The sequence below is a fragment of the Allobrachymonas chironomi DSM 19884 genome, from assembly GCF_000374625.1.
GTDB classification, from domain to species: domain Bacteria; phylum Pseudomonadota; class Gammaproteobacteria; order Burkholderiales; family Burkholderiaceae_C; genus Brachymonas; species Brachymonas chironomi.
On the sequence record NZ_KB894765.1, the window covers coordinates 325,230 to 337,778 of the forward strand.

14 protein-coding genes are annotated in these 12,549 nt (G+C 64.6%); 7 read left to right on the forward strand and 7 right to left on the reverse strand.

Features of this window, described 5'->3' with window-relative positions:
* Window positions 1–2 precede the first annotated feature (2 nt).
* Window positions 3–938 carry a hydroxymethylbilane synthase gene (gene hemC, locus C513_RS0101580; protein WP_026320430.1) on the reverse strand — a complete coding sequence of 312 codons (936 nt, stop codon included), beginning with the start codon at window positions 936–938 and terminating at the stop codon, window positions 3–5.
* Between the two features lie 203 nt (window positions 939–1,141).
* Here hemC and argH point away from each other — a divergent pair, with 203 nt between their 5' ends.
* Both argH and C513_RS0101590 read left to right on the forward strand, forming a co-directional pair.
* Complete coding sequence (gene argH, locus C513_RS0101585) at window positions 1,142–2,596, forward strand: argininosuccinate lyase (protein ID WP_018714271.1); 1,455 nt, start codon at window positions 1,142–1,144, stop codon at window positions 2,594–2,596.
* Window positions 2,593–2,868 (forward strand): hypothetical protein, encoded by a 276-nt coding sequence (locus C513_RS0101590; protein ID WP_018714272.1) that lies wholly within the window; start codon window positions 2,593–2,595, stop codon window positions 2,866–2,868. The genes argH and C513_RS0101590 overlap by 4 nt, the downstream gene beginning before the upstream one ends.
* A 4-nt stretch (window positions 2,869–2,872) precedes the next feature.
* Here the strand turns inward: C513_RS0101590 and C513_RS0101595 are convergent, their stop codons facing one another.
* Together C513_RS0101595 and C513_RS0101600 are read right to left on the reverse strand one after the other, a co-directional pair.
* Window positions 2,873–3,517 (reverse strand): lytic transglycosylase domain-containing protein, encoded by a 645-nt coding sequence (locus C513_RS0101595; protein WP_026320431.1) that lies wholly within the window; start codon window positions 3,515–3,517, stop codon window positions 2,873–2,875.
* Window positions 3,518–3,524: 7 nt separating this feature from the next.
* Complete coding sequence (locus C513_RS0101600; protein WP_018714274.1) at window positions 3,525–5,270, reverse strand: proline--tRNA ligase; 1,746 nt, start codon at window positions 5,268–5,270, stop codon at window positions 3,525–3,527.
* Between the two features lie 126 nt (window positions 5,271–5,396).
* On the opposite strand from C513_RS0101600, the gene C513_RS0101605 reads away from it, so the two are divergent.
* Window positions 5,397–6,068, forward strand: a complete 672-nt coding sequence (locus C513_RS0101605; RefSeq protein ID WP_026320432.1) for an RNA pyrophosphohydrolase — start codon at window positions 5,397–5,399, stop codon at window positions 6,066–6,068.
* Window positions 6,065–6,640: a CNP1-like family protein gene (locus C513_RS12425; RefSeq protein WP_018714277.1), complete on the forward strand. Its 576-nt coding sequence runs from the start codon at window positions 6,065–6,067 to the stop codon at window positions 6,638–6,640. The genes C513_RS0101605 and C513_RS12425 overlap by 4 nt, the downstream gene beginning before the upstream one ends.
* 10 nt (window positions 6,641–6,650) lie before the next feature.
* Here C513_RS12425 and proB read toward each other — a convergent pair whose 3' ends face one another.
* From proB to rplU, 4 genes are all read right to left on the reverse strand, one after another.
* Window positions 6,651–7,796, reverse strand: coding sequence for a glutamate 5-kinase (gene proB / locus C513_RS0101615; protein WP_018714278.1), 1,146 nt, complete (start codon window positions 7,794–7,796; stop codon window positions 6,651–6,653).
* Window positions 7,797–7,853: 57 nt separating this feature from the next.
* A complete protein-coding gene (gene cgtA / locus C513_RS0101620; protein ID WP_018714279.1) occupies window positions 7,854–9,002 on the reverse strand; it encodes an Obg family GTPase CgtA in 1,149 nt (382 codons plus the stop codon).
* A gap of 151 nt (window positions 9,003–9,153) precedes the next feature.
* The gene (gene rpmA / locus C513_RS0101625) at window positions 9,154–9,414 is read right to left on the reverse strand and encodes a 50S ribosomal protein L27 (RefSeq protein ID WP_018714280.1); all 261 of its coding nucleotides are present in this window, start codon (window positions 9,412–9,414) and stop codon (window positions 9,154–9,156) included.
* Between the two features lie 20 nt (window positions 9,415–9,434).
* Entirely contained in the window at window positions 9,435–9,746 is a 312-nt protein-coding gene (rplU, locus tag C513_RS0101630; protein WP_018714281.1) for a 50S ribosomal protein L21, read from the reverse strand.
* A 289-nt stretch (window positions 9,747–10,035) separates the two neighbouring features.
* Between rplU and C513_RS0101635 the strand changes: the two genes are divergently transcribed.
* The 3 genes from C513_RS0101635 to C513_RS0101645 are packed head-to-tail and all read left to right on the forward strand — an operon-like array spanning window position 10,036 to window position 12,549.
* Entirely contained in the window at window positions 10,036–10,965 is a 930-nt protein-coding gene (locus tag C513_RS0101635; protein ID WP_018714282.1) for a polyprenyl synthetase family protein, read from the forward strand.
* Window positions 10,966–11,009: 44 nt separating this feature from the next.
* Window positions 11,010–11,912, forward strand: a complete 903-nt coding sequence (locus C513_RS0101640) for a 3',5'-nucleoside bisphosphate phosphatase (RefSeq protein WP_033394782.1) — start codon at window positions 11,010–11,012, stop codon at window positions 11,910–11,912.
* A 1-nt stretch (window position 11,913) separates the two neighbouring features.
* A complete protein-coding gene (locus C513_RS0101645; protein ID WP_018714284.1) occupies window positions 11,914–12,549 on the forward strand; it encodes an L-threonylcarbamoyladenylate synthase in 636 nt (211 codons plus the stop codon).

Here is a 12,549-nt window from a genome sequence, read left to right on the forward strand (position 1 = left end):
GTTCAGCCTGCGTGCACCTGGGCACCGGCAGCAATCAGCTGGCGTGCCACCTGCTCGCCGAGCTGATCGGCCTGTTCCAGCGTCTGCACGGCGGCCGTGGCGCTGGCGTGCACCAGCCCGCCCCGGGCATCGTCTTCACGGCCCCAGGCGGCTTCGATATGCAGCTTATCGCCATCCAGCGTGGCATGTGCGGCCAGCGGCATGGAGCAGCTGCCCCCCATGGTGCGGCTGACGGCACGCTCGGCGGCCACACGCAGCCAGGTCGGCAGATGCACCAGCGGGGCCAGCGCCTGCAGCAGCTCGGGACGACCACTGCGGATCTCGATGCCCAGTGCCCCCTGCCCGGCAGCCGGCAGCATCTGCTGCGGTTCGAAAATGCCACGGATACGATCCTGCAGCTCAAGGCGCATGAGGCCGGCGGCCGCCAGCACAATGGCGTCGTACTGGCCCTCGTCCAGCTTGCGCAAGCGGGTATCGAGGTTGCCGCGCAGCGGTTCGATGCGCAGATCCGGCCGCTGCGCACGCAGCAGCACGGTGCGACGCAGGCTGGAGGTGCCCAGCACGCCGCCCTGCGGCACCGCATCCAGGCTGGCGTACTGCGGCGAGACAAAGGCATCGCGCGGATCCTCGCGCTCCATCACGCAAGCCAGTTCGAAACCGGGCGGCAGCTCCATCGGCACGTCCTTGAGCGAATGCACGGCCAGGTCGGCGCGACCTTCCTCCAGCGCCAGCTCCAGCTCCTTGACGAACAGGCCCTTGCCGCCGACCTTGCTCAGCGTGCGGTCCAGGATCTGGTCGCCGCGCGTGGTCATGCCCAGCAGGGTGACGGTGTGGCCCTGCTGCTCCAGCAGGGCCTTGACATGTTCGGCCTGCCACAGGGCGAGACGGCTTTCGCGGGTAGCGATGGTGAGATGCAGGGGGGAAATGGCTTGTGTCATGCGCGCGCAGGCCGGGCCTGCCAATGGTGATGCGCCCTTGCGGGCAATATTCCTGATGCCGTGATGCTAGCACGGGCACCGGGGAAAACACCGCTCGCTCCTGTTGCCACACCGGGCATCGTTACAATAGGGGTTTGGCTTGCCCGTGCGCAAGTCCTGTCTGTTTCTGGCCGCTGCGGCCTGCCTTTTCCGATATTCCAGCCATGTCCACCTCCCACAACCAGCTCGATACCAAGTCCCAGGCCTGGTCTGCCCTGTTCAGCGAACCCATGAGCGAACTGGTGCAGCGCTACACCGCCAGCGTGTTCTTTGACAAGCGCCTGTGGCAGGCCGACATGCGCGGCAGCCTGGCCCACGCCGAGATGCTGGCTGCCCAGGGCATCATCAGCCAGGACGACCGTGCTGCCATCGAACGCGGCATGGCCCAGATCAGGGCCGAGATCGAGTCCGGCAGCTTCGACTGGAAACTGGAGCTGGAAGACGTGCACCTGAACCTGGAAGCGCGCCTGACCCAGCTGGTCGGCGATGCCGGCAAGCGCCTGCACACCGGCCGCAGCCGCAACGACCAGGTGGCTACCGATATCCGCCTCTGGCTGCGTGACGAGATCGACCTGATTCTGGGCCTGCTGCGCGAAGTGCAGGCTGCCCTGGTCGAGGTGGCCAGCCGCAACGTGGACGTGATCCTGCCCGGCTTCACCCACCTGCAGGTGGCACAGCCGGTGAGCTTTGCCCACCACCTGCTGGCCTATGTGGAAATGTTTGCGCGTGACGAAGAACGCCTGCAGGACGTGCGCAAGCGCGTCAACCGCCTGCCGCTGGGCAGCGCCGCGCTGGCCGGCACCACCTACCCGCTGGACCGCGAACGCGTGGCGCGCACGCTGGACATGGAAGGCGTCTGCCAGAACAGCCTGGACGCCGTCAGCGACCGCGACTTTGCCATCGAATTCACCGCTGCCGCCTCGCTCATCATGGTGCACGTCTCGCGCCTGAGCGAAGAGCTGATCCTGTGGATGAGCCAGAACTTTGCCTTCATCCGCATCGCCGACCGCTTCACCACCGGCAGCAGCATCATGCCGCAGAAGAAGAATCCCGATGTGCCGGAACTCGCGCGCGGCAAGACCGGTCGCGTGGTCGGCCACCTGATGGGCCTGATCACGCTGATGAAAGGCCAGCCGCTGGCCTACAACAAGGACAACCAGGAAGACAAGGAACCGCTGTTCGACACCGTCGATACCGTGCGGGACACGCTGCGTATCTTTGCCGAGATGATCGGCGGCCAGCTGAACCCGGCCACCGGAGCCAAGGAAGGCGGCATCACGGTCCATCCCGAAGCAATGCGCTCCGCCGCCAGCAAGGGCTACGCCACGGCCACCGACCTGGCCGATTACCTGGTCAAGAAAGGCCTGCCCTTCCGTGACGCCCATGAAGTCGTGGCGCATGCCGTCAAGACAGCGCAGGACCAGGGCGTGGACCTGGCCGAGCTGCCGCTGGCCACGCTGCAGCAGTTCAACCCGGACATCGGGCAGGACGTGTTCGCGCAGGCCCTGACACTGGAAGCCTCGCTCAACGCCCGCAACACCCTGGGCGGCACCGCTCCGGCGCAGGTACAGGCGCAGCTGGCGCGTCACACGCAACGCCTGCAGGGTAGCCAGACATGATCAGCCAGACCGAAATGCTGCTGGGCACCGCGCTGGCCCTGACCGTGTTCGCCTGCTGGCAGATCGTGCGCGGCGTGCTCGGCCTGAAGAACCGCGGACCGGACTACGCCAAGGCCATTGGCCGCCGGCTGGTGCTGACCACGGTGACCTTTATCGCGATTCCGCTGCTGATCTGGCTCGGCCAGGACGAATGGGGGGATCGCACCGGTCTGTACGCCTTTCTGGCAGGCCTGGTGACCGTCAACGCGATCTGGTTCCGCAGGCTGCGCTGAGCTGCTACGCCAGCATCCAGCGGCGCTGCGCTGCCATCACGGCATCGGGATAGGCCGATTTTCCGCGTGAGCCGTTGTAACGCCCCAGCGCCATGAACAGATCGCCCTTTTCGCGATTCAGGTAGTAGCGCAGGATCACGCAGCCAAAACGCAGATTGGTCTGCTGGTGAAACAGCGCAGCCGGGTCGCCATCGCCAATGGTGCGCGCCCAGAACGGCATCACCTGCATCAGCCCGCGCGCACCGACCGGGGAAATCGCGAACTTGCGGAAATTGCTCTCGACCTGGATCAGGCCGAGCACCAGCGATACCTCCAGTCCGGCACGCGCTGCCTCGTACCAGACCGTCTGCAGGAACTCGCGCCGGGTGAAATCGTTTTCCATGCGATTGCCGAGCCGGCGCTGCATCTCGCCCAGCCAGCGCAGGTAATCCTGCTCCTGCTGGCGATTGTCGAAAAACGGCACCGGCGGCGCAGAGCTCATGCGCACCGAGGCGCTGAGTGCGGTGCGCACGGAATCGGCCAGATGCTCTTCCTTTTGCGCACCCGCCCAGGCCAGCGGCCAGGGCGCAGCGCCCAGCAGCCCTGCCCCGCCCCAGCGCGCCGTGGCCTGCAACCAGCGGCGACGGGAGCTTGCAGTCGCTTGCCGCATGGCCGGCTTACAGGCCCAGCTTGTCGCGCAGCAAGGCGTCGATATCGGCCAGTGGCAGCTTGCTGGCTTCCTTGTCGCGACGCTGCTGGTACTCGACTTCACCGGCCTGGATGCCACGGTCGGACAGCACCACGCGGTGCGGTACGCCAATCAGCTCCCAGTCGGCAAACATCACGCCCGGGCGCTCGCCGCGGTCGTCCAGGATCACGTCCACACCGGCATCCAGCATGGACTGGTACAAGCGCGTGGCCTCGGCCCTGACCGCCTCGCTGCGGTCCATGCCGATCGGGCAGATCACCAGCGTGAACGGTGCGATCGCATCCGGCCAGATCATGCCGCGCTCATCGTGGTTCTGCTCGATCGCGGCCGCCGGCAGGCGCGTGATGCCGATGCCGTAGCAGCCCATCTCGAAATGCCGCGCCTTGCCGTTCACGTCCAGGAAAGTGGCATTCATGGCCTGGCTGTACTTGGTTCCCAGATAGAACACGTGGCCAATCTCGATGCCGCGCTCAATCGCCAGCGCACCCTCGCCATCCGGCGACAGATCGCCTTCCACGATATTGCGCAGATCCGCCACCAGTTCCGGTTCGGGCAGGTCACGGCCCCAGTTGACGCCGGTGATATGGGCATCTTCCTGATTGGCTCCACAGATCCAGTCGGCCATCACGGCCACTTCGCGGTCGGCCACCACATGCACCGGCTGGCGCGTATCGATCGGCCCCAGGTAGCCGGGACGGGTGCCGAAATGCGCCACGATCTCTTCCTCGGTGGCAAAACGGAAACCTTTCTCCAGGCCCGGCAGCTTGCCGACCTTGACCTCGTTCATGTCGTGGTCGCCGCGCAGCAGCAACAGCCAGATCTGGCTGCCGCTGATGTTGCCGGCATCATCCGTGTCGTCGGTCGCCAGCACCAGCGACTTGACGGTCGTCTGCAGCGGCACATTCAGGAACTGGGCGACATCGGCACACGTGCTCTTGCCCGGTGTCGGCGTGACCTGCATGGGCTTGGCAGCCGCCGGTCGCTCCTGGGTTGGTGCCAGCGCCTCGGCCTTTTCGATGTTGGCCGCATATTCGCTGCCCGGGCAGTAGACGATGGCATCCTCGCCGGTGGCCGCGATCACCTGGAACTCCTGGCTCAGGTCGCCGCCAATGGCCCCGCTGTCGGCGGCCACGGCCCGATAGTCCAGGCCGAAGCGGTCAAAGATGCGGCGATAGGTGGCCACCATGTTCTGGTAGCTGGCACGTGCGGCATCGGCATCCTTGTCGAAACTGTAGGCATCCTTCATGATGAACTCGCGACCGCGCATCAGGCCGAAACGCGGACGACGCTCGTCCCGGAACTTGGTCTGGATCTGGTACAGGTTCTTGGGCAGCTGCTTGTAGCTGCGGAAATCCTGACGTGCAATATCCGTCACGACTTCCTCGCTGGTGGGCTGGATCACGAAGTCATTGCCATGGCGATCCTGGAAGCGCAGCAACTCGTCGCCCATCGTCCCGAAGCGGCCGGTCTCCTGCCACAACTCGCCCGGCTGCACCACCGGCATGGTCAGCTCGATGGCTCCGGCGCGGTTCATTTCCTCGCGCACGATGGCCTCGACCTTGCGGATCACGCGCAGGCCCATCGGCATGTAGTTGTAGATGCCGGCGCCCAGCTTCTTGATGAAGCCGGCACGCATCATGAGTTGGTGGCTGACGATCTCGGCATCAGCCGGAGCGTCACGCAGGGTGGTAATCAGGAACTGGGAAGCTTTCATGGTTCTGCACTAGAGGAAAAACACGCCGGGCAACAGCCTTTCCTGCTGCATGGCAACAACTCCTATTCTCGTTGATATCCAGGCCCAACAGTGCATAATGGACCCATTAAAGAATTGGAGTTGATCATGCTCGACCGGGAAGGATTCCGTCCCAACGTCGGCATCATCTTGCTCAACCGCAAGAATCAGGTGTTCTGGGGCAAGCGTATTCGCACCCACAGTTGGCAATTCCCCCAAGGCGGCATAGATCGCGGGGAGTCGCCCGAACAGGCCATGTACCGTGAGCTGCGCGAGGAGGTAGGCCTTCATCCGCACCACGTACGCATCGTCGCCAGAACCCGGGACTGGTTGCGCTATGAAGTGCCCGACCGTTTTATCCGCCGCGAATCGCGCGGCCACTACAAGGGCCAGAAGCAGATCTGGTACCTGCTGCAGCTACTGGGTCAGGACTGGGAGCTGGACCTGCGTGCCAGCGACCGCCCCGAATTCGATGCCTGGCGCTGGAATGACTACTGGGTTCCGCTTGATGTCGTCGTCGAGTTCAAGCGTGGCGTCTACGAAATGGCGCTGACCGAACTGGCGCGCTTCCTGCCGCGCAACGACCAGCGCAACCGTTATCTGCGCAACCACCAGGGCAAGCCGCGCACCCTGCATTCCGACGAAGCACAACGTGGTGCCGGCAACCTGCGCCCGCTGCAATCTGCCGCGCTGCGCAACACCCTGGACCTGCCTCCGGGTGCCAGTTTCGATCCGCAACCCCCTACCCTGCCGCCCAACGCAGGCGATACCCCATCATGAAAATTGTGCACTCCCTGGCAGGCTGCAGCCTGCTGGCCCTCGGCCTGCTTGTCGGCACCGCCAGCCAGGCCCAGATCAGCCTGTGGGGCGGTGGCCCCAAGGAAGAACAGCCCGAAATCCTCAAGGAAAAGAAGCAGGAGAGCGCGGTGCCGCCAGCACCGGCACTGAGCACGCGCCATCTCGCGGATATTGCGATGCCGGAGTTCTCCGCGCTGCGCACCTCGGTCGATCTCGACAGCGTCGAAGTCGCGCCTGACGGCATCGTGCGCTATGTGGTGCTGATGCAGGGCAGCGATGGCAGCGGCAGCCGCAGTGCCTACTACCAGGGCATCAACTGCAATGCCTTTGCCGTGCGCACGTATGCACGCTACGACTTCAACGCCACGCCGCCCGGCTGGGAAGAGGTCGATACCGACTGGGCCGACCTGCACGATCGCCAGAGCAACCGCCAGGCCCGCGCCATTGCCAGCAGCGGCCTGTGCACCGGCCTGACACCGCCCACCTCTTCGCGCGATGCGCGCCGCATCCTGCGTACCGGCCAGTCGCTCTGGGACCGTGCCACGGGCTACTGAGCCCGCTGCTTCAGAGCATCACCAGGTTGTCGCGGTGAACAAACTCCGGTTCTGCCGCGTAACCCAGGATCGCCGTGATCTCACTGGAGGGATGGCGGCATAGCTGGCGCGCCTCGTGGCTGGCATAGTTGGCCAGCCCACGGGCAATCTCCTGCCCTTCCGGGCTGCAGATGGCAATCACCTCACCACGGCGGAATTCGCCGCGCACCTCGGTCATGCCGATCGGCAACAGGCTCTTGCCCTCGTTCTTCAGCTTGGCCACGGCACCGGCATCCACCAGCACCGAACCGTGCAGCTTCAGGTGATCCTTCATCCACTGCTTGCGTGCCTGCATCTTGGGCGTGGTGGCAATCAGGGCGGTACCGATCACCTCGCCCCGCATCAGACGCAGCAGCGCATCCGGCTCACGGCCCCAGGCGATCACGGTGCTGGCACCGGAACCCGCCGCACGGCGTGCCGCCAGCACCTTGGTCAGCATGCCCCCGGTACCGATCGTGCTGCCGGCACCGCCGGCCATGGCCTCCAGCGCCGGATCACCGGCACGGGCCACCTGCACCAGCTGCGCCTGCGGGTTCTTGCGCGGATCGGCATCGAACAGGCCTTTCTGGTCGGTCAGGATCACCAGCAGGTCGGCCTCGATCAGATTGGCCACCAGCGCACCCAGGGTGTCGTTGTCGCCGAGCTTGATCTCGTCGGTGATCACGGTATCGTTCTCGTTGATCACCGGCAGCACGCCGAGCTCCAGCAGCGTCAGCAGCGTCGAGCGGGCATTCAGATAACGCTCGCGATCGGCCAGATCCGCGTGCGTGAGCAGAATCTGCGCCGACTGCAGGTGATTTTCACGCAACTTGGTCTCGTACATCTGCGCCAGACCCATCTGGCCGACGGCAGCCGCCGCCTGCAGCTCGTTCACTTCCTTCGGGCGCGTGCGCCAGCCCAGACGCAGCATGCCTTCCGCGATGGCACCGCTGGACACCATCACCACCTCGCGTCCATCGGCCCGCAGCGCGGCCAACTGGCGACACCATTCGCCAATGGCCGCCTCATCCAGCCCGCGCCCTTCGTTGGTAACCAGGCTGGAGCCCACCTTCACGACAATGCGGCGGGCGGCCAGCAGCATGCTGACGGGATCGGGCTGAAAGGCAAGATCGGACATGATGGGAGATCGGGACGGATTCTGGAAGGCGCGGCAGCGGCAACGCCAATGGTGGGCTTATTCGGCTGCCGGTTTCTTGCGGCGCACCGGACGCTTGCGCGCGGGAGCAGCTTTCGGCTCGGCTGGCGACTCATCCTCATCGGGTAGCGGGATGAAACGCGGATCCTGCTCCGGCTCGGGCGGCAGCTCCTCGACCTGGACCTGATGCACATGCTGGTAAATTTCGCGGATCAGCTGCTCGCAACCTTCGCGCGTGAGCGCCGAGATCTGGTGGACCGGGCCTTTCCAGCGCAAGCGCTTGACCATGTCCCTGACGCGCGCTTCGCGCTCTTCCACAGGCACCATGTCCAGCTTGTTCAGCACCAGCCAGCGCGGCTTGGCATACAGCTCGGCATCGTATTTTTTCAGCTCGGCCACAATCGCCCTGGCCTGCTCGACCGGATCCACGCTGTCATCGAACGGAGCCATGTCGATCACATGCAGCAGCAGGCGTGTGCGCTGCAGGTGGCGCAGGAACTGGTGACCCAGGCCGGCCCCCTCGGCAGCCCCCTCGATCAGGCCGGGCACATCGGCCACGACAAAGCTTTGCTCCGGACCGACGCGCACCACACCCAGATTCGGGTAGAGCGTGGTAAACGGGTAATCGGCAATTTTGGGGCGTGCATTGGAGACGGCGGCAATAAAGGTGGACTTGCCGGCGTTGGGCATGCCGAGCAGACCGACATCGGCCAGCACCTTCAGCTCCAGCTTGACGCTGCGACGTTCGCCGGGATGGCCCAGCGTCTTCTGGCGCGGCGCCCGGTTGATCGAGCTCTTGAAGCGCAGGTTGCCGTAGCCGCCATCGCCACCCTTGGCGATCAGGAGCTTCTCGCCCGGCACCAGCAGTTCGAACAGCACTTCGCCGGTTTCGGCATCGGTCATGATGGTACCGACCGGCATCTTCAGCGTGATGTCATCGCCGGCAGCGCCAAACATATCGGAACCCATGCCATGCTGGCCGCGCTTGGCCTCGAAACGGCGCGTGTAGCGGTAATCGACCAGGGTATTGAGGTTGCTATCGGCAATCGCCCAGACATGGCCGCCGCGACCACCGTCGCCGCCATCGGGACCACCGAATTCCTTGTATTTCTCGTGGCGGAACGAAGCGCAGCCATTGCCGCCGTCGCCCGCAGCGATGTCGATGAACGCCTCGTCAACGAATTTCATGCCAGTATTTCCTGTGCGGATGCCGTGGTTCCGCTGTATCGGCAAATTGTAGGCGATCCCTGTCGCCAGAAAACACAAGCCCCGAACCTTGGCGGCATCGGGGCTTGGGCGAACCGGCATCCGCTGGATGCCGTTGATCAGCTGGTATGGATTACTCCGCCGGAGTAATGTCCACCACCTGCTTGTTCAGGGCGCCACGGGTGTCGAAGGACACATGGCCGTCCACCAGGGCAAACAGGGTGTGGTCACGACCCACGCCCACGTTGCTGCCGGCGTGGAACTTGGTGCCACGCTGACGCACGATGATGGAGCCAGCGCTGATCAGCTGACCGCCGAACGCCTTCACGCCCAGCATCTTGGGCTTGGAATCACGCCCGTTACGCGTAGAGCCGCCGCCTTTTTTCTGTGCCATGACTTACTCTCCTTCCGGAATCAAGCGTTGATGGAAGCAATTTCCAGTTCGGTAAATTGCTGACGGTGACCCTGGCGCTTCTGGTAATGCTTGCGACGGCGCATCTTGAAGATGCGGACCTTGTCGTGCTTGCCATGTGCGACCACCTTGGCCACTACGGTTGCGCCGGAAACCAGGGGAGTTCCCACGGTCAGGCTGTCGCCGTTGCCGACTGCCAGTACCTGATCGATGGTGATCTCTTTACCTTCGTCCGCAGCAATCTGTTCTACCTTGATCTTGTCGCCGGCTGCTACGCGATACTGCTTGCCGCCGGTTTTTATGACTGCGTACATATGTAAACCTCAAATGAATGAACTTGCCAGACGGATTTCCAGCAAGCCAAAGATAATAGCGCATTGCACCACTAACGTCAAGCAAGTGGCTGCTGCACAGCAACAACTTCGGCTGGAACTGGCAGTACCCCTCCTTGGACAGCGCTGCGGCCTCCTATAATTAGCGGATGACTTCGTGGTCACCGCCCTGTCGAGGACAGCACGTGACCGGACGTTGCCACCCATTTTTCAGGAATCCGCCTTGTCTGCCTCGCCACAACCATCCGCCCTGTCCCTGGTCGCTCCTGACATGCAGGCCGTGGACCGCGTGATACAGAACCGACTGGATACCCGCGTACCGCTGGTGGCCGAAGTGGCGCAATACATCATCTCTGCCGGTGGCAAGCGCCTGCGCCCGGCCATGCTGCTGATGATGGCCAACGCCCTGGGCTACCAGGGGACGCTGCACCATCACCTGGCAGCGCTGATCGAATTCATCCATACCGCCACCCTGCTGCACGATGACGTGGTGGACGAATCCACGCTGCGCCGCAACCGCCCTACCGCCAACGCCACCTTCGGCAACCCGGCCAGCGTGCTGGTGGGCGACTTCATCTACACGCGTGCCTTCCAGATGATGGTAGAGACACACAATATGCGCGTGATGGAAATCCTCGCCGAAGCCACCAACGTGATCTCCGAAGGCGAGGTCATGCAGCTGATGAACATGCACGATGCCTCGCTCGACGAAGCCGGCTACCTGCACGTGATCCGCTCCAAGACCGCCAAGCTGTTCGAAGCCAGCACGCGCCTGAGCGCCGTGATTGCCGGCTGCGACGTGGCCCAGGAAGAGCGCTGCGCCGAATACGGCCAGGCACTCGGCACAGCGTTCCAGATCATCGACGATGTGCTGGATTACGAAGGCCAGGTCGAGGAGCTCGGCAAGAACGTGGGGGATGACCTGCGCGAAGGCAAGGCCACGCTGCCGCTGATCCTGGCGATGCGCATGGGCACGCCGGAACAGGCCACGCTGGTGCGTGAGGCGATCGAGAACGGCTCGGTCGAGCGCCTGCATGATGTGGTGGCAGTGGTACGCAACACCGGCGCCCTGGACGGTGCCCGCGAAGCAGCCGCCGCCGAGGCCCAGCGGGCCATCGACGCCATGGCCACCCTGCCCGTCAACGCCTGGAGCGATGCCCTGCGCGAACTGGCCGGCCAGCTGCAGCACCGCAAAACCTGAGCATGATGCCTGCAGCCTGCGTGCTGCATGTCTACAATGCTTGCATGAACGCAAGCACACTCTCCCTGGATGCGGCCCTCAACGCCGACCTCCACTGCCACTCGACCGTATCCGACGGTACGCAATCGCCCGAATGGCTGGCGCAGCGTGCGGCCGACAATGGTGTCCGGCTCTGGGCGCTGACCGACCACGACGAGGTCGCCGGCTGCGCCCGCGCCGCAGCTGCAGCTGCAGCACTGCAGCTGCCGTTTCTGGCCGGCGTGGAAATCTCCATCACCTATATCGACAAGACGGTACACATCGTGGGCCTGGGCGTGGATCCCGAGCACCCGGGCCTGGTCGAGGGCCTGCGCCGGACACGCGGCGGACGTGACGAGCGCGCACGCGAGATCGCGCAGCAGCTGGCGGAAGCCGGCATTCCCGGAGCGTATGAAGGAGCCCTGAAGTTTGTCGGCAACCCCGACCTGATTTCGCGTTCGCACTTTGCCCGCTTCCTGGTCGAGGTCGGGGCCTGCGCCGATGTGCCGGAGGTGTTTCGCCACTACCTGACCGAAGGCAAGCCCGGCTTTGTGCCGCACCGCTGGGCCTCGCTGGAGCAGTCCGTGCAGTGGATTACCGATGCCGGCGGTGTCGCCATCATTGCGCACCCGGCACGCTACGACTTCACGCCACAGGAAGAACACATCCTGTTCTCGCGCTTCAAGGAACTGGGCGGACAGGGCGTGGAAGTCATGACCAGCAGCCACTCCGAAGCCGAAGTGCAGAAATACGCCCAGATGGCGCGCGATTACGGCCTGTACGCCTCCCGAGGCAGCGATTTCCACTCACCCGACGAAAGCCGCATCGATCTGGGCACATTGCCTGCCCTGCCCGGCGGACTGCAGCCCGTCTGGCAGCTGCTGGGCAAGCGCATCCGCTACCCCCACACTGCTTCCACCGGAGCCTGACATGGCCTTCCTGCTGAATATCCACCCCGACGATCCGCAACCACGGCTGCTGCGCCAGGCCGCCGAACTGCTGCGCAAGGGCGAAGTGCTGGCGGTACCCACCGATTCCAGCTATGCGCTGGTCTGCCATCTGGACGACAAGGCTGCCAGCGACCAGCTGCGCCGCATCCGCCAGATGGACGACAAGCACCTGCTGACGCTGCTGTGCCGCGATCTGAGTGAACTGTCCAGCTATGCACGGGTCGACAACCGCCAGTTCCGCCTGCTCAAGCAGGCCACGCCCGGCCCGTTCGTCTTCGTGCTCGAAGCCTCGAAGGAGGTACCGCGCCGCCTCAGCCACCCCTCGCGCAAGACCATCGGCCTGCGCGTGCCGGCGCACAAGACGCTGCTGGCCCTGCTGGAAGAACACGGTGCACCACTGCTGAGCGCCTCCCTAATCCTGCCCGGCGAAGAAGACCCGCTGAACGATCCGGACGAGATCATGGACCGGCTGGAACACCAGGTGGCTGCCGTGGTGGCCAGCGGCAGCTGCCCGCTGCAGCCCACCACCGTGGTCGACCTGACGCCGATGGACCAGGGCGAGGCCCCGGAACTGATCCGCCACGGAGCCGGCGACCCGGCCCTGCTCGGCCTCTGA

Coding starts and splice junctions, on each gene's coding strand:
- hemC (WP_026320430.1), bottom strand. CDS start 938: ATGACACAAGCCATTTCCCCCCTGCATCTCACCATCGCTACCCGCGAA.
- argH (WP_018714271.1), top strand. CDS start 1,142: ATGTCCACCTCCCACAACCAGCTCGATACCAAGTCCCAGGCCTGGTCT.
- C513_RS0101590 (WP_018714272.1), top strand. CDS start 2,593: ATGATCAGCCAGACCGAAATGCTGCTGGGCACCGCGCTGGCCCTGACC.
- C513_RS0101595 (WP_026320431.1), bottom strand. CDS start 3,517: ATGCGGCAAGCGACTGCAAGCTCCCGTCGCCGCTGGTTGCAGGCCACG.
- C513_RS0101600 (WP_018714274.1), bottom strand. CDS start 5,270: ATGAAAGCTTCCCAGTTCCTGATTACCACCCTGCGTGACGCTCCGGCT.
- C513_RS0101605 (WP_026320432.1), top strand. CDS start 5,397: ATGCTCGACCGGGAAGGATTCCGTCCCAACGTCGGCATCATCTTGCTC.
- C513_RS12425 (WP_018714277.1), top strand. CDS start 6,065: ATGAAAATTGTGCACTCCCTGGCAGGCTGCAGCCTGCTGGCCCTCGGC.
- proB (WP_018714278.1), bottom strand. CDS start 7,796: ATGTCCGATCTTGCCTTTCAGCCCGATCCCGTCAGCATGCTGCTGGCC.
- cgtA (WP_018714279.1), bottom strand. CDS start 9,002: ATGAAATTCGTTGACGAGGCGTTCATCGACATCGCTGCGGGCGACGGC.
- rpmA (WP_018714280.1), bottom strand. CDS start 9,414: ATGGCACAGAAAAAAGGCGGCGGCTCTACGCGTAACGGGCGTGATTCC.
- rplU (WP_018714281.1), bottom strand. CDS start 9,746: ATGTACGCAGTCATAAAAACCGGCGGCAAGCAGTATCGCGTAGCAGCC.
- C513_RS0101635 (WP_018714282.1), top strand. CDS start 10,036: ATGCAGGCCGTGGACCGCGTGATACAGAACCGACTGGATACCCGCGTA.
- C513_RS0101640 (WP_033394782.1), top strand. CDS start 11,010: ATGAACGCAAGCACACTCTCCCTGGATGCGGCCCTCAACGCCGACCTC.
- C513_RS0101645 (WP_018714284.1), top strand. CDS start 11,914: ATGGCCTTCCTGCTGAATATCCACCCCGACGATCCGCAACCACGGCTG.